The 18,922-nt window shown below is 67.7% G+C and carries 30 protein-coding genes; 1 reads left to right on the top strand and 29 read right to left on the bottom strand.

All coding sequences use genetic code 11. The features are described from left to right. Positions 1 to 57 precede the first annotated feature (57 nt). Entirely contained in the window at positions 58 to 1,161 is a 1,104-nt protein-coding gene (locus AB2L57_RS02980) for a hypothetical protein (RefSeq protein ID WP_292814985.1), read from the bottom strand. A gap of 243 nt (positions 1,162 to 1,404) precedes the next feature. On the opposite strand from AB2L57_RS02980, the gene AB2L57_RS02975 reads away from it, so the two are divergent. Beyond that, positions 1,405 to 3,375, top strand: coding sequence for an acyltransferase family protein (locus AB2L57_RS02975; RefSeq protein ID WP_409048029.1), 1,971 nt, complete (start codon positions 1,405 to 1,407; stop codon positions 3,373 to 3,375). Positions 3,376 to 3,443: 68 nt separating this feature from the next. Here AB2L57_RS02975 and rplQ read toward each other — a convergent pair whose 3' ends face one another. From rplQ to rplD, 28 genes are all read right to left on the bottom strand, one after another. Further along, on the bottom strand, positions 3,444 to 4,004 hold the full coding sequence (rplQ, locus tag AB2L57_RS02970; RefSeq protein ID WP_409048028.1) for a 50S ribosomal protein L17: 561 nt from the start codon (positions 4,002 to 4,004) through the stop codon (positions 3,444 to 3,446). A 39-nt stretch (positions 4,005 to 4,043) separates the two neighbouring features. Next, the gene (locus tag AB2L57_RS02965; protein ID WP_409048027.1) at positions 4,044 to 5,033 is read right to left on the bottom strand and encodes a DNA-directed RNA polymerase subunit alpha; all 990 of its coding nucleotides are present in this window, start codon (positions 5,031 to 5,033) and stop codon (positions 4,044 to 4,046) included. Between the two features lie 181 nt (positions 5,034 to 5,214). Then, positions 5,215 to 5,613, bottom strand: coding sequence for a 30S ribosomal protein S11 (gene rpsK, locus AB2L57_RS02960; protein WP_292814994.1), 399 nt, complete (start codon positions 5,611 to 5,613; stop codon positions 5,215 to 5,217). A 30-nt stretch (positions 5,614 to 5,643) separates the two neighbouring features. Further along, positions 5,644 to 6,024, bottom strand: coding sequence for a 30S ribosomal protein S13 (gene rpsM / locus AB2L57_RS02955; protein WP_409048026.1), 381 nt, complete (start codon positions 6,022 to 6,024; stop codon positions 5,644 to 5,646). A gap of 150 nt (positions 6,025 to 6,174) precedes the next feature. Further along, on the bottom strand, positions 6,175 to 6,291 hold the full coding sequence (gene rpmJ, locus AB2L57_RS02950; RefSeq protein ID WP_292815000.1) for a 50S ribosomal protein L36: 117 nt from the start codon (positions 6,289 to 6,291) through the stop codon (positions 6,175 to 6,177). Positions 6,292 to 6,364: 73 nt separating this feature from the next. Beyond that, a complete protein-coding gene (gene infA, locus AB2L57_RS02945; RefSeq protein ID WP_017201569.1) occupies positions 6,365 to 6,586 on the bottom strand; it encodes a translation initiation factor IF-1 in 222 nt (73 codons plus the stop codon). A gap of 148 nt (positions 6,587 to 6,734) precedes the next feature. Beyond that, on the bottom strand, positions 6,735 to 7,415 hold the full coding sequence (locus tag AB2L57_RS02940; protein WP_409048025.1) for a DsbA family protein: 681 nt from the start codon (positions 7,413 to 7,415) through the stop codon (positions 6,735 to 6,737). Between the two features lie 20 nt (positions 7,416 to 7,435). Further along, positions 7,436 to 8,281 carry a type I methionyl aminopeptidase gene (gene map, locus AB2L57_RS02935; RefSeq protein WP_409048024.1) on the bottom strand — a complete coding sequence of 282 codons (846 nt, stop codon included), beginning with the start codon at positions 8,279 to 8,281 and terminating at the stop codon, positions 7,436 to 7,438. A 1-nt stretch (position 8,282) separates the two neighbouring features. Further along, entirely contained in the window at positions 8,283 to 8,888 is a 606-nt protein-coding gene (locus AB2L57_RS02930; protein ID WP_409048023.1) for an adenylate kinase, read from the bottom strand. Further along, positions 8,885 to 10,207 (bottom strand): preprotein translocase subunit SecY, encoded by a 1,323-nt coding sequence (gene secY / locus AB2L57_RS02925; protein WP_409048022.1) that lies wholly within the window; start codon positions 10,205 to 10,207, stop codon positions 8,885 to 8,887. Before secY ends, AB2L57_RS02930 begins: the two co-directional genes overlap by 4 nt. 165 nt (positions 10,208 to 10,372) lie before the next feature. Further along, the gene (rplO, locus tag AB2L57_RS02920) at positions 10,373 to 10,957 is read right to left on the bottom strand and encodes a 50S ribosomal protein L15 (protein ID WP_409048021.1); all 585 of its coding nucleotides are present in this window, start codon (positions 10,955 to 10,957) and stop codon (positions 10,373 to 10,375) included. Further along, a complete protein-coding gene (gene rpmD, locus AB2L57_RS02915; protein WP_344737406.1) occupies positions 10,957 to 11,142 on the bottom strand; it encodes a 50S ribosomal protein L30 in 186 nt (61 codons plus the stop codon). The genes rplO and rpmD overlap by 1 nt, the downstream gene beginning before the upstream one ends. After that, the gene (rpsE, locus tag AB2L57_RS02910; RefSeq protein WP_409048020.1) at positions 11,142 to 11,807 is read right to left on the bottom strand and encodes a 30S ribosomal protein S5; all 666 of its coding nucleotides are present in this window, start codon (positions 11,805 to 11,807) and stop codon (positions 11,142 to 11,144) included. The genes rpmD and rpsE overlap by 1 nt, the downstream gene beginning before the upstream one ends. A 23-nt stretch (positions 11,808 to 11,830) precedes the next feature. After that, positions 11,831 to 12,190: a 50S ribosomal protein L18 gene (gene rplR, locus AB2L57_RS02905; RefSeq protein WP_409048019.1), complete on the bottom strand. Its 360-nt coding sequence runs from the start codon at positions 12,188 to 12,190 to the stop codon at positions 11,831 to 11,833. Positions 12,191 to 12,192: 2 nt separating this feature from the next. Then, positions 12,193 to 12,729, bottom strand: coding sequence for a 50S ribosomal protein L6 (rplF, locus tag AB2L57_RS02900; RefSeq protein ID WP_409048018.1), 537 nt, complete (start codon positions 12,727 to 12,729; stop codon positions 12,193 to 12,195). A gap of 6 nt (positions 12,730 to 12,735) precedes the next feature. Further along, a complete protein-coding gene (rpsH, locus tag AB2L57_RS02895; RefSeq protein ID WP_409048017.1) occupies positions 12,736 to 13,134 on the bottom strand; it encodes a 30S ribosomal protein S8 in 399 nt (132 codons plus the stop codon). Positions 13,135 to 13,202: 68 nt separating this feature from the next. After that, positions 13,203 to 13,793 (bottom strand): 50S ribosomal protein L5, encoded by a 591-nt coding sequence (gene rplE, locus AB2L57_RS02890; RefSeq protein ID WP_409048016.1) that lies wholly within the window; start codon positions 13,791 to 13,793, stop codon positions 13,203 to 13,205. After that, a complete protein-coding gene (rplX, locus tag AB2L57_RS02885) occupies positions 13,793 to 14,152 on the bottom strand; it encodes a 50S ribosomal protein L24 (RefSeq protein WP_409048015.1) in 360 nt (119 codons plus the stop codon). Before rplX ends, rplE begins: the two co-directional genes overlap by 1 nt. Positions 14,153 to 14,154: 2 nt before the next feature. Continuing rightward, a complete protein-coding gene (gene rplN, locus AB2L57_RS02880; RefSeq protein ID WP_409048014.1) occupies positions 14,155 to 14,523 on the bottom strand; it encodes a 50S ribosomal protein L14 in 369 nt (122 codons plus the stop codon). Beyond that, on the bottom strand, positions 14,520 to 14,858 hold the full coding sequence (rpsQ, locus tag AB2L57_RS02875) for a 30S ribosomal protein S17 (RefSeq protein ID WP_409048013.1): 339 nt from the start codon (positions 14,856 to 14,858) through the stop codon (positions 14,520 to 14,522). Before rpsQ ends, rplN begins: the two co-directional genes overlap by 4 nt. Continuing rightward, entirely contained in the window at positions 14,858 to 15,172 is a 315-nt protein-coding gene (rpmC, locus tag AB2L57_RS02870) for a 50S ribosomal protein L29 (RefSeq protein ID WP_409048012.1), read from the bottom strand. The genes rpsQ and rpmC overlap by 1 nt, the downstream gene beginning before the upstream one ends. Further along, positions 15,172 to 15,591, bottom strand: coding sequence for a 50S ribosomal protein L16 (gene rplP, locus AB2L57_RS02865; RefSeq protein WP_018171451.1), 420 nt, complete (start codon positions 15,589 to 15,591; stop codon positions 15,172 to 15,174). Before rplP ends, rpmC begins: the two co-directional genes overlap by 1 nt. Further along, positions 15,591 to 16,352: a 30S ribosomal protein S3 gene (gene rpsC, locus AB2L57_RS02860; RefSeq protein ID WP_409048011.1), complete on the bottom strand. Its 762-nt coding sequence runs from the start codon at positions 16,350 to 16,352 to the stop codon at positions 15,591 to 15,593. Before rpsC ends, rplP begins: the two co-directional genes overlap by 1 nt. Continuing rightward, the gene (gene rplV, locus AB2L57_RS02855; RefSeq protein ID WP_409048010.1) at positions 16,352 to 16,759 is read right to left on the bottom strand and encodes a 50S ribosomal protein L22; all 408 of its coding nucleotides are present in this window, start codon (positions 16,757 to 16,759) and stop codon (positions 16,352 to 16,354) included. Before rplV ends, rpsC begins: the two co-directional genes overlap by 1 nt. 39 nt (positions 16,760 to 16,798) lie before the next feature. Beyond that, positions 16,799 to 17,080, bottom strand: a complete 282-nt coding sequence (rpsS, locus tag AB2L57_RS02850) for a 30S ribosomal protein S19 (protein WP_330170435.1) — start codon at positions 17,078 to 17,080, stop codon at positions 16,799 to 16,801. A gap of 13 nt (positions 17,081 to 17,093) precedes the next feature. Beyond that, complete coding sequence (gene rplB / locus AB2L57_RS02845) at positions 17,094 to 17,933, bottom strand: 50S ribosomal protein L2 (RefSeq protein ID WP_409048009.1); 840 nt, start codon at positions 17,931 to 17,933, stop codon at positions 17,094 to 17,096. Between the two features lie 26 nt (positions 17,934 to 17,959). Further along, entirely contained in the window at positions 17,960 to 18,259 is a 300-nt protein-coding gene (rplW, locus tag AB2L57_RS02840; protein ID WP_409048008.1) for a 50S ribosomal protein L23, read from the bottom strand. Then, complete coding sequence (rplD, locus tag AB2L57_RS02835) at positions 18,256 to 18,918, bottom strand: 50S ribosomal protein L4 (protein WP_409048007.1); 663 nt, start codon at positions 18,916 to 18,918, stop codon at positions 18,256 to 18,258. Before rplD ends, rplW begins: the two co-directional genes overlap by 4 nt. Between the last annotated feature and the right edge of the window lie 4 nt (positions 18,919 to 18,922).

The following is an 18,922-nucleotide window of genomic DNA, read 5'->3' as shown; positions in this document are numbered from 1 at the left end:
GAAACGAAAGAGCCGGTGTCACACCCTCGGGTGCGCACCGGCTCTTTCGGCGTGTGCTCAGGCCGGCTGAGACCGGCGCGTACGGGTGCTCTGCAGCAGCTGCTCCACTGCCACGCCCGAGACTTCGGTCGCGAACCGATCCACGAACACCCGGCGCATCGCCGCGCCCAGCGCCACCGGGTCCGCCTCACGGATGCTGGCGGCGACGGCCCGCGGATCGCTCCAGTCGTGCACCGGAATGTACGACCCGGCGCAGTACTCCTCGATCACGGGTGTGGGCGTCGCCACGACGGCGACGCCGAACGCCGCCGCCTCCACGATCTTGGACGGCAGCTGGTTCTGCGCCGCACTGGACCGAGGATCCTGCGGCACCAGGGTGAAGTCGATGTCGGCGTACACATCCGGGAGCGACGCCTCCGGTCCGATCGCGTGCCACGTGGCGCCGCCGCCGGCGGGCCGGAAGGAACCCGAGAAGCTCGAGAACTCGATGTCGGGCATCGCCTCGACGAGGGCGAGGATGCGGTCCGCACCCTTGTGGGGACGGACCGTGCCCAGGTAGGCCAGCCGCAGCGGACCCGGGCGACGCGTGGAACGCGCCGGGGCGAGCCAGGACGTGGGGCGGGCATGGGCCACCACGGCGGAGGGACGTGCCGGGAGCTCGCGTTCGCGGTAGGTGCGCCGCAGTGCGTCGCTCGAGAACGTGTAGGAGGACGCGGCGGCGGCCGTGCGACGCTGCGCACGCGCGACCTGCAGGGGGGACTTCCGGTGCAGGATGTTCAGATGCAGGGCGGTCTTCACCGACTTGCGCACCTGCTCCTGCATGAGGCTCACGTCATCGTCATCGAAGTCGGCCACGATGGTCACGCCTCGGGTTCCGGCCACCGCCCGGGCGATGCGGTCGAGGGGCGAGAGCCCCTTCGAGATCCAGACCAGCACCGGCTGCGTGCGCGCGGCGTCGCGGATGCGGTCGATGACCGTGTCGAGGCGGTGCGCCGAGAAACGGTGCACCGTCAGATCGAAGTGCCGCGCGCCCGTCCAGGTGGGTCCGTCGTCGACGGCCCAGAGTTCGACGTCGCCGAACTCCGCGGCGACGAGACTCAGGCTGATGGCGCGCCCGATCGAGTTGGTGACAGCAGATTCGGCCAGCGCGAAAGTCAGCATCGGTTCCCCCAGAAACCGTCGGCATCCCCCGTGCACGCCGACAGCCTCAGACTACCGCCAGGGGAGGAGGGCGGTCCAGCGTAAGGCGCGGATTCTCATCGGATCGGCCCCCGGCGGCGGGCGTGTCGACCGGCACCGACGTACACTGGGGACGCACTCCGACGGGGACTTCGGGGACCACCCGCTCCGGGCTCGCGCCGCCCCCGCGCCGTCCTTCGCCTGCCTTCGTCTGCCTTCGCCGCCATGACCACCATCGCCCCCCGCCCCCGCTACGCCGGCCTCGACGGCCTGCGCGCGGTCGCGGTCGCGCTCGTCGTGCTCTATCACCTGTTTCCGGCGTGGTGGCTGCGCCAGGGTTTCATCGGCGTCGACGTCTTCTTCGTCATCAGCGGCTTTCTCATCACCTCGCTCCTTCTGCGCGAAAGCGCCCGTGCGGCGGCCGCGGGCGTCCCCCGGGCCCACCGGATCGATCTCCTGGACTTCTGGCGACGACGCGCGCGCCGGCTCCTGCCGGCGCTCGTCACGCTCATCGCCGTCTGCGGACTGTGGGCGTGGTTCGTCGGCGGCGACGTCCTGGTCGGCCTGGGCAGACAGGTGCTCGGGGCCCTGACCTTCAGCTACAACTGGGCGTCCGTCGCCGCCGGCGCCGGTTACTTCGAGGCCGCGACCCCCGAGGTCTTCCGCAATCTGTGGTCCCTTGCCGTCGAAGAGCAGTTCTACGTCCTCTGGCCCCTGCTTCTGCCCCTCGTCCTGCTCGTGCCCTCCGTCTGGGCACGAGCCGTGCTCGCCCTCGCCGCGGCGGGCGCATCCGCTGCCTGGATGGCTGCGATCGTCGCGGGCGGAGGCGACCTGACACGGGCGTACTTCGGCACCGATACGCATGCCTTCGGCATCCTTCTCGGCGTCGCGCTCGCGTTCGCTCTGCAGAGCACGCTGGAGTCACCGGCGAGATGGATGCTGCATCCTCTCGCTCGTTCGATCAGCTCCCTGGGCGGTTTCGCGGCCGTCGCCGCTCTGGTACTGCTCGCGTCGCTTGTGCCCACCGATGGGACGCAGACTTTTCCCGGGGTCCTGCTCGCGGCCTCGGCGCTGACGCTCGGCGCGATCCTCGCCGGCGCCTGGCCGGGGTCATGGTTCGGCCGAGCGATCGATGTGTCGCCGCTGCGGTGGGTGGGCGCGCGTTCGTATGGGATCTACCTGTGGCACTGGCCCGTCGTGATCCTACTCATGGCCGCCTTCGAGGGCCCGGGCGCGCCCATCCCGCCGGCTGTGGGCGCCGCAGCCCTCGCGATCACCCTGGGCGCGGCCACACTGTCCTACCGGTTCGTCGAACAACCCGTGCGGCGCCTCGGTTTCCGCGGTTCCGCGAAGCTGTGGGCCCGCCGCATGCATGGCACGCCACGTATGCGTTTTGTCGCCGTCACGTCGGTGACGGCATTCGCTCTCGCAGCCTGCGCCACCACGGGCGCGATCGCGGCCGCGCCGCGCGAAACCAGCGCCGAGTCCGCGGTGGAAGCCGGCGCACGCGCGCTGGAGCGCTCGCGCGCTGCCGAGATCTCGTCCGGCGTCGCACCCACACCGACACCGAAGCCGACCTACCCGGCGCCGCCGAGGGCGCCCGCGGAGGCAGGAGAACCCTCCCTCGCCCCGCAACCCGCCACGGTGACCGGAGACCAGATCACCGCTGTCGGCGACTCGGTCATGCTCGCCTCGGCCGGAGGGCTGGTCGAGCGACTTCCGGGCATCCATGTCGACGCGGCGGTCTCGCGCTCGATGTATGCCGGGCCCGGCATCCTCGAGTCGTTGTCGAATGCGGAACAGCTCCGACCCTATGTCGTCGTCGCGCTCGGAACGAACGGCCCGGTGAACGCCGACGCCCTGACGAGAGTGGCGGATATCGTCGGCCCCGACCGCAGCCTCATCCTGGTGAACGCCTTCGCGCCGCGCGACTGGATCGAGGGCGTCAACGCAGACCTGGCCGCGTTCGCCGCGTCGCGGCCCGGGGTGGTCGTCGCGGATTGGTCCGGCGTCGCGGGCGCCCACACCGACACCCTCGCGGGAGACCACATCCACCCTGGTTCGGCGGGCGGGCGCCTGTTCGCCGACACCGTCGCGAGCGCCGTGCAGTCCGTCGAGGACGCGCGAGCGCAGGCCGAGTTCGAACGCTCGCAGCAGCGCTCCGCCCTCGTCACCCGGCTCCTCACCGGCTCCTGACGACGAAGCCCGCGCACCCCTCGACGGGATGCGCGGGCTTCGATTCGCGAAGACGGTCGGCGTGGCGCCTACTTCTCTTCGGTTGCCTTCTCGGCGTCGGCCTCGGCGATCTCGGCCTCTCCGGCTGCGGCCTGATCCGCGGCGGTCTCGCCGTCCGCGGCCTCGCCCTCGGCGGGAGCCTCGGCGGCCTCCTCCTCGGCGGGAGTCTCCTCAACCACGGGGGCGGACGCTGCGGCGTCCTTCTTCTTCGACGACTTCGCCTTGGGCGTGACGGGCTCGAGGACGAGCTCGATCACGGCCATGGGCGCGTTGTCGCCCTTGCGGTTGCCGACCTTGGTGATGCGCGTGTAGCCGCCTTCGCGATCCGCAACCAGCGGGGCGATCTCGGTGAACAGCACGTGCACGACCTCACGGTCGCCGATCACCGAGAGCACACGCCGACGAGCGTGCAGGTCGCCGCGCTTGGCGAAAGTGATCAGGCGCTCGGCGAGCGGACGCAGGCGCTTGGCCTTGGTCTCGGTCGTCTTGATCGAGCGGTGCGTGAACAGGGCCGCGGCGAGGTTCGCAAGAAGCAGACGCTCGTGAGCGGGGCCGCCTCCGAGGCGGGGACCCTTCGTGGGCTTGGGCATGATGTGTCGTTACTCCCGTGTAGAAGATGAAGCGAAGGGTCAAACGGTCTCGTCGTCGTAGCCGCCGTAGAAGTGGGCGCCGTCGAAACCGGGCACCGAGTCCTTCAGCGACAGGCCGAGCGAGACGAGCTTGTCGCGTACCTCGTCGACCGACTTCTGACCGAAATTGCGGATGTTCATGAGCTGCGTCTCGGAGAGGGCGACGAGCTCCGACACCGTGTTGATGCCCTCGCGCTTGAGGCAGTTGTACGAACGCACCGACAGATCGAGATCCTCGATCGGCATCGACAGCTCGTTCGAGAGCACGGTCTCGACCGGCGCGGGACCGATCTCGATGCCCTCGGCCTCGACGTTCAGCTCGCGCGCGAGGCCGAACAGCTCGGTGAGGGTGCGCCCGGCGGAGGCCACGGCGTCACGGGGCGCGATCGAGGGCTTGGATTCGACGTCCAGCACCAGCTTGTCGAAGTCGGTGCGCTCACCGGCACGGGTCGCGTCCACGCGGTAGCTGACCTTGAGCACGGGCGAGTAGATCGAGTCGATCGGAATCTGGCCGGCCTCGGCGTACTCGTTGCGGTTCTGGGTCGCCGACACGTAGCCGCGGCCGCGCTCGATCGTCAGCTCGAGCTCGAACTTGGCGGTGTCGTTGAGGGTCGCGATGACCAGCTCGGGGTTGTGCACCTCGACGCCGGCGGGGGCGGAGATGTCGGCAGCGGTGACTTCGCCCGCGCCCGTCTTGCGCAGGTACGCGGTGATCGGCTCATCGCGCTCGCTCGAGACGACGAGCTGCTTGAGGTTCAGGATGATCTCGGTGACATCCTCCTTGACCCCGGGAATGGTGGTGAACTCGTGGAGGACGCCGTCGATGCGGATGCTCGTGACGGCCGCGCCGGGGATCGATGACAGGAGGCTGCGGCGAAGGGCGTTGCCGATCGTGTATCCGAAACCGGGCTCCAGCGGCTCGATGACAAAACGGCTGCGGAACTCCGCGATCTTTTCCTCGGTCAGAGTGGGACGCTGTGCGATGAGCACTGTGTGTTCCTTTCGGCTAAGTGCCCGCTATATGACACTTGCATGGGTGAGGTGTTGAGTTTTTCTCGGGCGGATGCCGGCGGGCGGCGAGGCGCCGACGTGCAGCATCCGCGAAAATCCTGGCTCCGGTCAGCGGGGACCGGAATGTCGGGACGCCCGAGGGCGCCCCGACAGTTCGCGATCAGACGCGACGGCGCTTGGGCGGGCGGCAGCCGTTGTGCGCCTGGGGCGTCACATCCTGAATGGATCCGACCTCGAGGCCCGCGGCGGTGAGCGAGCGGATCGCGGTCTCGCGGCCCGAACCCGGGCCCTTCACGAAGACGTCGACCTTCTTCACGCCGTGCTCCTGCGCCTGGCGGGCGGCAGACTCGGCCGCCATGCCCGCGGCGTAGGGCGTCGACTTGCGGGAGCCCTTGAAGCCCACGCCACCCGAGGAGGCCCAGCTGATGACAGCGCCCGTCGGGTCGGTGATCGAGACGATCGTGTTGTTGAACGTCGACTTGATGTGGGCGTGGCCCAGCGCGATGTTCTTCTTCTCCTTGCGGCGCGGCTTGCGCGCGGCGGTCTTGGCCTGTGCCATGAGTTCTCTTCTCCTAAACCTGCGGCGCGCTTACTTGCGGCCGGCCTTCTTCTTGCCGGCGACGGTGCGCTTGGGGCCCTTGCGCGTGCGGGCGTTGGTCTTGGTGCGCTGACCGCGCACGGGCAGGCCGCGACGGTGCCGCAGGCCCTCGTAGGATCCGATCTCGACCTTGCGGCGGATGTCGGCGGCCACCTCGCGGCGAAGGTCACCCTCCACCTTGTAGGTGCCTTCGATGTGATCGCGGAGCGAGACGAGCTGCTCGTCGCTCAGGTCCTTGACCCGGATGTCGGGGCTGATGCCCGTGGCGGCGAGGATCTCGCTCGAGCGAGTGCGTCCCACGCCGTAGATGTAAGTGAGGGCGATCACCACGCGCTTGTCGCGCGGGATGTCGACGCCGGCCAGACGTGCCATGTCATCTCCAGAGGAGTTCGAGGAGGTGTGGAGCAGGATCGGTGCCCGGGCCTCCGCCCCGGGGTGTCCCCCGCTCGAGAGCGGGATCTGAAACTGCCGTTCTGTGTGTTGAGTTGTTCGTCTGCGCAGCCTTCAAGGGCCGCGGCCGACTCAGCCCTGACGCTGCTTGTGGCGCGGGTTGGACTTGCAGATGACCATCACGCGCCCGTGGCGGCGGATCACCTTGCAGTGCTCGCAGATGGGCTTGACGCTCGGGTTGACCTTCATGATTTTCCTGTTTCGCTGTCTTCGTGCCTCGCGCGGGCGTGAGCCCGCCGGAGACCGTTACTTCTCGACCGGTCTAGCGATAGCGATAGACGATACGGCCGCGCGTGAGGTCGTAGGGGCTGAGCTCTACGACGACGCGGTCCTCGGGGATGATGCGGATGTAGTTCTGCCGCATCTTTCCCGAGATCGTGGCGAGGACCTTGTGCCCGTTGCTCAGCTCAACGCGGAACATCGCGTTGGGAAGCGCCTCGGAGATCACACCTTCGATCTCGATGACACCGTCTTTCTTGGCCATACACTCGCTTACGCCTGGCAGACCGGCCGGTCTGCGGTGGATAGGTGGATGGTGCCGGCATCTCGAGAGAGACACGCCGAAGAAGGCGCAAGGCACCAAAGATCTAGTGTACGTGATATCGCACAACCCGGCAAATGCCGTGCACCCCTCACCCGATCCGGTCGACGATGTCGAGCTGCGGGTCGCCCGTCAGCTCGATGCGCTCACCGTTCACCGTCACCGTCGGAGTCCCGCGACTGCCGTTCTCGTCGGCGGGCATGTCGCCGGTCATCGCCGCGACGAAGCGATCGTAGGTGCGATCGGTGATGCACGCGGCGGCATCCTCCGCTCCCGCTTCGGCGGCGATGCCGATGATCTGCTCATCCGTCAGTCCAGCCGTGCCCTCTGCAGGCTGGTTCTCGTACATCGACACGACGAACGGCGTGACCGCCTCGGGAGCGGACTCCGCGACGCAGTACAGCGCATTCGCGGCGCGCGTGGAGAACTCGGTCCCCTGCGAGTAGCGATCCAGGATCGCCACGGGGTGGTACTCGAGCGTGATCGATCCGTCGTCCACGAGATCCTGGAGCGTCTGACCGTAGATCTGCTCGAACTGGTTGCAGATCGGGCACATGAAATCGATGTAGGTCGCGACGACGTCGCCGCCATCTCCCACCGAGATGGCGCCGGTGTCCGCGTTCACGATGCCCGAGTCGGGCGCAGGGCCCGCCGACGTCGCGCTGTTGTTGATCCAGACCACAGCCACCGCGGCGACCACGAGAACGGCGACGACGGCAATGGAGATCCAGATTGCGAACCAGTTCGTGCGCTTGCCTGCAGCTGCGGCCATCGGTGTCGTCCCCTCGCGACTCAGGAGATCGGCGCGGGTGTCACACCGAAGGGCGCGAGGCCTGCGGCCCCGCCGTCGGGCGCCGTGAGCACCCAGAGACCCCCATCATGCACCGCGACGCTGTGCTCCCAATGAGAACCCGCGGAACCGTCGAGCGTCGAGACGGTCCACTCGTCGTCCTCCACGAGCGTTGCCGGGTCTCCGGAGACCACCATCGGCTCGATGGCCACGACCAGCCCCGGTCGCACCTCGGGTCCGCGATCGGAGACGCGGTAATTGAACACGGGCGGGGCCTCGTGCATCTTGCGGCCGATGCCGTGCCCGACGTAGTCCTGCAGGATTCCGTAACTGCGGCCGCTCTGCGCGCTCGCCTGCTCGATGTGGCCCTCGATCGCCGCCCCCACCTCGCCGAGGTGCCGGGCGGTCGCCAGGGCGGCGATGCCCGCCCACAGCGACCCCTCGGTCACGCGGGAAAGCTCTTCGCGCTCGGTCACGACGTCGGGGCGCGCAGGGTCGGGAAGCACGATCGTGAAAGCGCTGTCGCCGTTCCAGCCCTCGAACTCCGCTCCGGCATCCACCGAGAGGATGTCGCCCGCCTGCAGCACCCGGGGGCCGGGGATGCCGTGCACCACCTGCTCGTTGACCGAAGTGCACACCGTATGGCGGTAGCCGCGGACGAGTTGGAAGTTCGAGCGGGCTCCGGCGGAGCGGATCACGCGTGACGCCTCCGCGTCGAGCTCGAGAGTCGTGACTCCAGGAGCGACGATGGCCCGAACCGCCGCGAGCGCGTCGGCTGTGATCGTTCCCGGGCGGATCATCGCCCGCAGCTGTGCGGGGGATTTGTAGAGCGAGCGGCGCAGGGCCACGTCAGGCCGCGGCCCGACGCGCCAGTCCCCGCGCCTCGAGGGCCGCGAAGATGCGCTCGGTGATCTCGTCGAGCGAACCGACGCCGTCGATCCGGTCGACGATCCCCCGCTCGCGGTAGACGCCGAGGATCGGGGCGGTCTCGTTCTCATAGATGTCGAGACGTTTGGCGATCACCTCCGCGGTGTCGTCGGTGCGTCCCTGCTGCTGAGCCCGCAGGCTGAGCCGCTCGATGCTCTCGGCACGGGGCACGTCGAGCTCGATGACGGCATCGAGCTCTTCGCCCCGACCGGTGAGGAATTCGTCGAGGTGCGACACCTGACCGAGGTTGCGCGGGTAGCCGTCGAGAAGGAAGCCGCGTGCGGCATCGTCCTCTGCCAGGCGGTCGCGCACGATCTCGCTGGTGAGCTCGTCGGGGACCAGATTGCCCGCCTCGACGATCTGCTGCACTCGGCGCCCGAGCTCGGTGCCCTCCGTGATGTTGGCGCGGAAGACGTCGCCGGTCGAGACCACCGGCACGCCGTATGCGTCGCCGATGCGCACACCCTGTGTGCCCTTGCCCGAGCCCTGCGGGCCGACGATCAGAAGGCGAGCGGAGGTCTGGGTCATCGAAGAAGCCCTTCGTAGTGGCGCTGCTGCAGCTGCGCGTCGATCTGCTTGACGGTCTCGAGACCCACGCCGACGATGATCAGGATGGACGCGCCGCCGAACGGGAAGTTCTGGTTGGCGCCGACCGTCGCCAGGGCGATCAGGGGCAGGAGGGCGATGAGGCCCAGGTAGATCGACCCGGGCAGAGTGATGCGGGTGAGCACGTAGTCGAGGTACTCGGCCGTGGGCCGGCCTGCTCGGATGCCCGGGATGAAGCCGCCGTAGCGCTTCATGTTGTCGGCGACCTCGACCGGATTGAACGTGATCGCGACGTAGAAGTAGGTGAAGCCGATGATCAGGAGGAAGTAGACCAGCATGTAGAGCGGGTGATCGCCCGTGGTGAAGTACTGCGAGATCCAGACCACCCACCCGGCCGGCTCCTCCCCCGCGGCGGGCTGATTGAACTGCGCCAGCAGGGCCGGGATGTACAGCAGCGACGAGGCGAAGATCACAGGCACCACACCCGCCATGTTGACCTTGATCGGGATGTAGGTGTTCGTTCCGCCGTACGTGCGACGACCGACCATGCGCTTGGCGTACTGCACGGGGATCCGTCGCTGGGACTGTTCCACGAACACCACGAGCGCCACCACCACGATGCCGACCGCGAGCACCAGGAGGAAGGTCTCGAAGCCGCGCGCCTGCCAGATCGACCACATCGCGGCCGGGAAGGTCGCGGCGATCGAGGTGAAGATCAGCAGCGACATGCCGTTGCCGATGCCCCGCTCGGTGACGAGCTCGGCGAACCACATGATCAGGCCCGTACCGGCGGTCATCGTGATGATCATGAGCAGCTGCGCCCACCATGCCTCGTTCGTCAGCAGCTGCTCACACGCGGCGACGCCGGTGTTGCCGAAGAGCTGACCGCTGCGGGCCACGGTGACGAGCGTCGTCGACTGCAGCAGCGCGAGCGCGATCGTGAGGTAGCGCGTGTACTGCGTCAGTCGCGCCTGACCCGCCTGCCCCTCTTTGTAGAGGGTCTCGAAGTGCGGGATGACGACGCGCAGCAGCTGCGTGATGATCGTCGCCGTGATGTACGGCATGACGCCGAGGGCGAAGATCGACAGCTGGAGCAGTGCCCCGCCCGAGAAGAGATTGACCAGGGAGAGGAGACCCTCCATGCCCGCGTTCTGGCCGATGCACGACTGCACGTTGACGAAGTCGACGAACGGCGTCGGCACGTGGGCGCCCAGGCGGTAGAGCATGATGATGCCCAGAGTGAAGGCGATCTTCCGGCGCAGATCGGGAGTGCGGAAGATGCGCGCGATTGCGCTGAACAAGAAGGGGCCTCCTGAAAGGGAATGACGGCACCCGAGGGGCGACCAACCACCAGGGTAGCCCAGGCCGCCGAAGAGCGGTGTGGTGGGCTGTGCCCCGGGCGGATGCTCGCGCTCGCCAGGTGACGACGAAGGGGCCGGAGGATTCCTCCGACCCCTTCATGCGTGTTACTTGACGCTGCCGCCCGCGGCCACGATCTTCTGCTCGGCGGAACCCGAGACCTTGTCGACCGCGACGGTGAGCTTGACGGCGATGTCGCCGTCACCCAGCACCTTGACCTTCTCGTTCTTGCGAACCGCGCCCTTGGCCACGAGGTCGGCGACGGTGACGTCTCCGCCCGAGGGGTAGAGCTCCGCGAGCTTGGCCAGGTTCACGACCTGGTACTCGACGCGGAACGGGTTCTTGAACCCGCGCAGCTTCGGGGTGCGCATGTGCAGCGGCATCTGCCCACCCTCGAAGCCGACGCGAACGGTGTTGCGGGCCTTCGTGCCCTTGGTGCCGCGACCTGCCGTCTTGCCCTTCGAGCCCTCACCGCGACCCACGCGGGTCTTGGGCTTGTTGGCACCCGGAACGGGGCGCAGGTGGTGCACCTTCAGCACGCCGGGCCGCGACGCGGGAGCGTCGGTGCCCGCGGCATCCTTCTTCGCGGGGGCCTTGGCGGCCTTGTCCGCTGCCGGCTTCTTGGCCGCCGGCTTCTTGGCGGGAGCCTTGGCCTCGGCCTCGGCGGCCTGGACCTTCTCGTTCTCAGCCATCAGTCGATCTCCTCAACCTTGACGAGGTGAGCGACCGTGTTGACATAGCCGCGGGTCTGGGCGTCATCGGGACGGACGACCGAGTCGCCGATCCGCTTGAGGCCGAGGCTCCGCAGCGTGTCGCGCTGGTTCTGCTTCTCGCTCACCTTGGACTTGACCTGGGTCACCTTCAGACGGGCGGCCATCAGACACCTGCCTTCGCGTTCGCAACCTGCTCGGCCTCTGCCCGGATCAGACGCGCGGGCGCGACCTGGTCGAAGTCGAGGCCACGACGGGCGGCAACGGCGCGCGGCTCTTCGAGCTGCTTGAGAGCCGCCACGGTGGCGTGCACGATGTTGATCGTGTTCGATGACCCGAGCGACTTCGAAAGGACGTCGTGGATGCCGGCGCACTCGAGCACGGCACGCACCGGGCCACCGGCGATGACACCGGTACCGGCCGCGGCGGGACGGAGCAGGACGACGCCGGCTGCGGCCTCACCCTGCACGGGGTGCGGGATCGTCACGCCGACACGGGGGACGCGGAAGAAGTTGCGCTTGGCCTCTTCGACACCCTTCGAGATCGCCAGGGGCACCTCGCGGGCCTTGCCGTAGCCGACGCCGACGAGACCGTTGCCATCGCCCACGACGACGAGCGCCGTGAAGCTGAAGCGACGACCACCCTTGACGACCTTCGACACACGGTTGATGGTGACGACGCGCTCCAGGAACTGACTCTTGTCGGCGTCACGCGAACCGCGGTCGCGGTTGGGGTTGCGCTCACGGCCGCCGCGACGGGCCTCGCGGGGCTCGCGCTCTGCGGGGGCCTCCGTGGCGACGCCTTCGGCGGGCGCCTCGGTGGTGGCGGACACGTTGTTCTCCTTGTTGTCGGTGCTCACAGGTTCAGCCCGCCCTCTCGCGCGCCATCGGCGATGGCGGCGACGCGGCCTGCGTAGCGGTTGCCGCCGCGGTCGAACACGGCGGCGGAGACCCCGGCGGCCTTCGCGCGCTCGGCGACGAGCTCGCCGACCTTGCGGGCCTTGGCGGTCTTGTCACCGTCGTGCGAACGAAGGTCGACCTCGAGGGTCGAAGCGGAGGCCACGGTGTGGCCCTTGCTGTCATCCACGAGCTGGACGAAGACGTGACGCGCAGAGCGGGTCACGACCAGACGCGGACGATCGGGGGTGCCGACGACCTTCTTGCGAAGGCGGGCATGACGACGCGCGCGGGCGTCGGACTTTGTCTTGACAGCCATGGCTACTTACCACTCTTTCCGGCCTTGCGACGCACGACCTCGCCGGCGTACCGCACACCCTTGCCCTTGTAGGGCTCGGGCTTGCGGATCTTGCGGATGTTGGCGGCCGCCTCGCCGACGGCCTGCTTGTCGATTCCGCTGACGGTCACCTTGTTGTTGCCCTCGACGGTGAACGCGATGCCGGCGGGCGGCTCGACGAGCACCGGGTGCGAGAAGCCCAGGGCGAACTCGATGTTGCTGCCCTTCTGAGCGACACGGTAACCCGTGCCGACGACTTCGAGGCCCTTGGTGTAGCCCTGGGTGACGCCGATGATGTTGTTACTGATCAGCGTGCGGGTCAGACCGTGCAGCGAGCGGGACTCCCGCTCGTCGTCGGGGCGGGTGACGAGAACCTGGTTCTCCTCGACTTTGACCTCGATGGGGCGCGAGACGACGAGGTTCAGCTCACCCTTGGGGCCCTTGACCTGAACCTGCTGCCCGTCCACCGCCACGGTGACACCGGCAGGAATGTCGATGGGGAGACGTCCGATACGTGACATCGCGGATCACCACACGTAGGCGAGGACTTCCCCACCCACGCCCTTCTGCTCGGCCTGACGGTCGGTGAGAAGACCGGAGGAAGTGGACAGGATGGCCACGCCCAGACCGCCGAGGACCTTGGGGATCTCGGTCGAGCGCGCGTAGACGCGCAGGCCGGGCTTCGACACGCGCTTGATGCCCGCGATCGAACGCTCGCGGTTGGGCCCGTACTTGAGGGTCATCGTCAGGGTCTGCCCGACGCGCGCGTCCGACACCTCCCAGGACTGGATGTAGCCCTCGCGCTGGAGGATCTCGGCGATGTGCGTCTTGAGCTTCGAGCTCGGCAGGCTCACGGAATCGTGGTGCGCCGAGTTCGCGTTGCGCAGACGGGTCAGCATGTCTGCGACCGGGTCTGTCATTGTCATGAGGTGTGATTCCTTCGTTCACCAGGTTTCGGCTGCCTGTTCAAGGCAGACGACCTGTGGTGGGTGGATTACTGCTGTGCGTTCTCGTCGCGGAACGGGAAGCCCAGGTGACGCAGGAGCGCCCGGCCCTCGGCATCCGTCTTCGCCGAGGTCACGACCGTGATGTCGAAGCCGCGGACGCGGTCGATCTTGTCCTGATCGATCTCGTGGAACACCGACTGCTCCTGCAGACCGAACGTGTAGTTGCCGTTGCCGTCGAACTGCTTGGGCGAGAGTCCGCGGAAGTCGCGGATGCGCGGAAGCGCCAGCGACGTGAGGCGGTCCAGGAACTCCCAGGCGCGGTCGCCACGAAGGGTGACGTGCGCGCCGATGGCCTGGCCTTCGCGCAGCTTGAACTGCGCGATCGACTTGCGCGCCTTCGTGACGACGGGCTTCTGACCCGTGATCTTGGTGAGGTCATCGACCGCACCCTCGATCACCTTGCTGTCGCGAGCGGCTTCGCCGACACCGGTGTTCACCACGACCTTGACCAGACCGGGGATCTGGTTGACGTTGGCGTAGCCGAACTCCTCCTGCAGCTTCTGCTGGATCTCGGCACGGTACTTCTGCTTCAGGCGCGGCTGGATCTTGCCAGCCGGCGCGGCAGTGGTGGTGCTCATCAGAGGTCCTTACCTGACTTCTTCGCGTAGCGCACGCGGACCGTGCGCTTGACGCCGTCCTTGGTCTGCTCCTCGACGCGGTGGCCGACACGGGTCGGCTTCTTCGTCTCGGGGTCGACCAGGGCGACATTCGAGATGTGGATGGGGGCCTCGATCGTCTCGATGCCGCCCGTCTTCGTCCCACGCTGCGTCTGGCCGACGCGCGTGTGCTTGGTGACGTAGTTGACGCCCTCGACGATCACGCGGTTGCGCTCGGAGAGGACCTCGAGGACCTTGCCCTGCTTGCCGCGGTCACCGCCGCGCTCGGGCTTGGCCCCCGAGATGACCTGGACGAGGTCACCCTTCTTGATCTTCGCCATGACTAAATGACCTCCGGCGCGAGCGAGACGATCTTCATGAACTTCTTGTCGCGAAGCTCACGACCGACCGGCCCGAAGATGCGGGTGCCGCGGGGCTCCCCGTCGTTCTTCAGGATGACGGCGGCGTTCTCGTCGAACTTGATGTAGGAACCGTCGGCACGACGGGTCTGCTTGACGGTGCGGACGATGACGGCCTTGACCACATCGCCCTTCTTGACGTTGCCGCCCGGGATCGCGTCCTTGACGGTCGCGACGATCGTGTCGCCGAGACCGGCGTAGCGACGGTGCGAACCACCGAGCACGCGGATGGTGAGCAACTCCTTGGCGCCGGTGTTGTCGGCGACCTTGAGACGGGATTCCTGCTGGATCACTTCGCCTTCTCCAGGATCTCGACCAGGCGCCAGCGCTTGGTCGCGCTCAGCGGGCGGGTCTCGTTGATGAGAACGAGGTCGCCGATCCCGGCGGTATTGCCCTCGTCGTGCGCCTTGACCTTCGACGTGCGACGGATGACCTTGCCGTAGAGGGGGTGCTTCACGCGGTCCTCGACCTCGACGACGATCGTCTTGTCCATCTTGTCGCTGACGACGTAGCCGCGACGGGCCTTGCGGTACCCGCGGGCGTCGGCGTCGCGCACATCGTGCGCGGCGCTCTCGTGGCCGCGCACCTCGGCGGTCTCGGCCTCAGCGGCCTTCTTCGTGGTGGCCATCACTCAGCCTCTCCTTCGGCGTCGGCCGAGGTGTCCTCGGTCTTCTTCGCCTTCGTCTTCTTGGCCTTCGTCGCGACCTCCGCGGGGGCGGGCGTGGCACGGATGCCGAGCTCGCGCTCACGGATCACGGTGTAGAGCCGCGCGATGTCGCGCTTGACGGCGCGGATGCGGCCGTGGCTCTCGAGCTGGCCGGTGGCCGACTGGAAGCGCAGGTTGAACAGCTCTTCCTTGGCCTTGCGCAGCTCCTCGACGAGGCGCTGGTCTTCGAACGTGTCGAGCTCGGTGGAAGCGAGCTCCTTGGTGCCGATCGCCATTACGCGTCGCCCTCCTCGCGCTTGATGATGCGTGCCTTCAAGGGCAGCTTGTGGATGGCACGGGTCAGGGCCTCGCGAGCGAGCTCCTCGTTGACTCCGGCGACCTCGAAGAGGACGCGACCCGGCTTGACGTTTGCGACCCACCACTCGGGCGAGCCCTTACCCGAACCCATGCGGGTTTCGGCGGGCTTCTTCGTGAGCGGACGGTCGGGGTAGATGTTGATCCACACCTTTCCGCCGCGCTTGATGTGACGGGTCATCGCGATACGAGCGGACTCGATCTGCCGGTTGGTCACGTAAGCGGGCGTGAGTGCCTGGATGCCGAACTCACCGAAGCTGACCTTCGTGCCACCGGTCGCCTGACCGGATCGGCCCGGGTGGTGCTGCTTGCGGTACTTGACCTTGCGAGGGATAAGCATTACGCCGATGCTCCTTCTGCGACGGGGGCCTCGTTGCGGGGGCCACGGCGACGATCGCCGCCGCGGTCGTCACGACCGCGGGACTGCTTCGGCGCGTTGGCCTGCTCGCGAGCGAGCTCCTTGTTGGTGAGGTCGCCCTTGTAGATCCACACCTTCACGCCGATACGGCCGAACGTCGTCTTGGCCTCGTAGAAGCCGTAGTCGATGTTCGCGCGGAGGGTGTGCAGGGGCACGCGGCCCTCGCGGTAGAACTCCGAACGGCTCATCTCCGCGCCGCCGAGGCGGCCGGAGACCTGGATGCGGACACCCTTGGCGCCGGCGCGCTGTGCACCCTGCAGGCCCTTGCGCATCGCGCGACGGAATGCCACGCGGGCGGAGAGCTGCTCGGCGATGCCCTGGGCGACGAGCTGCGCGTCGGCCTCGGGGTTCTTCACCTCGAGGATGTTGAGCTGGATCTGCTTGCCGGTGAGCTTCTCGAGATCGGCGCGGATGCGCTCGGCCTCGGCGCCGCGGCGGCCGATCACGATGCCCGGGCGGGCGGTGTGAATGTCGACGCGCACGCGATCGCGGGTGCGCTCGATCTCGATGTTGCTGACGCCCGCTCGATCGAGGGAGGTCTGCAGCATCTTGCGGATCTTGATGTCCTCGGCCACGTAGTCGGCGTAGCGCTGTCCGGGCTTCGTCGAGTCGGAGAACCAGCGCGACACGTGGTCGGTGGTGATGCCGAGGCGGAAGCCGTACGGGTTTACCTTCTGTCCCATTACTTGCTCGCCTTCTTGCTCTTGGTCTCGGTCGACGAGCCGGCGGCGTCTGCGACCTCGGGGGTCGAAAGCACCACGGTGATGTGGCTCGTGCGCTTCTTGATCTGGAAGGCCCGACCTTGCGCGCGGGGCTGGAAGCGCTTGAGCGTCGTGCCCTCGTCGACGTACGCGTTGGCCACGTACAGGTCCTGCTCGTCCAGGTATTCCCCGTCCTTGTCGGCCTTCACGCGGGCGTTGGCCATGGCCGACGCAACCAGCTTGTAGATCGGCTCGCTCGCGCTCTGGGGCGCGAACTTAAGGATGGCGAGGGCTTCCTCGGCCTGCTTGCCCTTGATGAGGGCGACGACACGACGAGCCTTCTGAGGGGTCACGCGGATGTGCTTGACGCGTGCGATGGAATCCACCATGTGTTCTCCTCCTCCGTTTCTCTGCAGAGCGCCACCGCGTCAGCGGCGGCGGCCCTTCTTGTCGTCCTTCTCGTGGCCGCGGAAGGTGCGGGTGGGCGCGAATTCGCCCAGCTTGTGGCCGACCATGGTCTCGGTCACGAACACGGGGATGTGCTTGCGACCGTCGTGCACGGCGATCGTGTGGCCGAGCATGGCCGGCACGATCATCGAGCGACGGGACCAGGTCTTGATGACGTTCTTCGAACCCGATTCGTTCTGAGCGGCGACCTTGCGAAGCAGGTGCTCGTCGACGAAGGGGCCCTTCTTGAGACTGCGTGGCATCTTCTGTTCCTACCTACTTGCGCTTCTTGCCGGCGTTGCGACGGCGGACGATCAGCTGGTCGCTTTCCTTGTTGGCGTGGCGGGTGCGACCCTCCTGCTTGCCCCACGGCGAGACGGGGTGGCGACCACCGGACGTCTTGCCCTCACCACCACCGTGAGGGTGGTCGACGGGGTTCATCGCGACACCGCGCACGGTCGGGCGGACGCCCTTCCAGCGCTTGCGGCCGGCCTTGCCCCAGTTGATGTTGGACTGCTCGGCGTTTCCGACCTCGCCGACGGTCGCGCGGCAGCGCGCGTCGACGTTGCGGATCTCGCCCGAGGGCAGACGCAGCTGGGCGTAGGGCCCATCCTTCGCGACCAGACGGACGGCAGCTCCCGCGGAGCGCGCCATCTTCGCGCCGCCACCCGGGCGCAGCTCGATGGCGTGCACGACGGTACCGGTCGGGATGTTGCGCAGCGGCAGGTTGTTGCCGGGCTTGATGTCGGCGCCGGCACCCGACTCGACGACGTCACCCTGGGAGAGCTTGTTCGGCGCGAGGATGTAGCGCTTCTCGCCGTCGGCGTAGTGCAGCAGGGCGATGCGGGCGGTGCGGTTGGGGTCGTACTCGATGTGAGCGACCTTCGCGTCGATGCCGTCCTTGTCATTGCGACGGAAGTCGATGACGCGGTACTGACGCTTGTGTCCGCCGCCGATGTGGCGCGTCGTGATGCGCCCCTGGTTGTTGCGGCCGCCGGTCTTGCTCAGCGGGCGCAGCAGCGACTTCTCGGGCGTCGAACGCGTGATCTCGGCGAAGTCTGCGACCGACGAGCCTCGGCGACCGGGGGTCGTCGGCTTGTACTTGCGAATAGCCATTGTTCTCTAGTCCTCTATCCCGATCGTCAGCCGACGGCCGTGAAGATGTCGATGGTGCCCGAGCGCAGCGTGACGATGGCGCGCTTGGTGTCCTTGCGCTTGCCGATGCCGAAGCGGGTGCGGCGGGCCTTGCCCACGCGGTTGATCGTGTTGACCGAGGCGACCTTGACGCCGAAGATCTTCTCGATGGCGAGCTTGATCTCCGTCTTGTCCGAACGCGGGTCCACCAGGAAGGTGTACTTGCCCTCGTCGATGAGCCCGTAGCTCTTCTCCGAGACGACCGGTCCGAGGATGACGTCGCGCGGGTCCTTGTTCACAGCGGTCATGCCGAGACCTCCGAGGTGTCGGCCGTCTTCGAGGCGACGAAGGCGTCGTAGGCGGCCTTGGTGAAGACGATGTCGTCCGAGACGAGCACGTCGTAGGCGTTGAGCTGATCGAAGGGCAGCACGTGCACGTACGCGAGATTGCGGACGCTCTTCACGGTGACCTCGTCGGCGCGGTCGATGACCACGAGCACGTTCTTCGTCGGCGCGACGCCGGCGAGGTAGGTCGCGGCCGCCTTCGTCGAGGGGGCGCCCTCGATGCCGAACGACTCGACGACGTGCAGGCGGTTGCCCCGCGCACGGTCGCTGAGCGCTCCCAGCAGTGCTGCGGCGATCATCTTCTTGGGCGTGCGCTGCGAGTAGTCGCGCGGTTTGGGGCCGTGCACGATGCCACCGCCGGTCATGTGCGGCGCGCGGATCGACCCCTGACGGGCGTTACCCGTGCCCTTCTGCTTGAAGGGCTTGCGGCCGGCACCCGAGACCTCACCGCGACGCTTGGTCGAGTGGGTGCCCTGGCGAGCCGCCGCGCGCTGCGCGACGACGACCTGGTGGATCAGCGGGATGTTCGTCTTGACGTCGAAGACCGCGGCGGGCAGCTCGACGGAGCCTGCCTTCTTGCCGTCGGTGCCCTGGACATCGAGCGCGAGAGTCGAGTCAGCCATGCGC

The organism is Microbacterium sp. HA-8, from assembly GCF_046111165.1.
Lineage (GTDB): Bacteria > Actinomycetota > Actinomycetes > Actinomycetales > Microbacteriaceae > Microbacterium.
The sequence above is the reverse complement of the archived record's forward strand: the minus strand, read 5'-3'. Positions and strand labels throughout refer to the sequence as shown.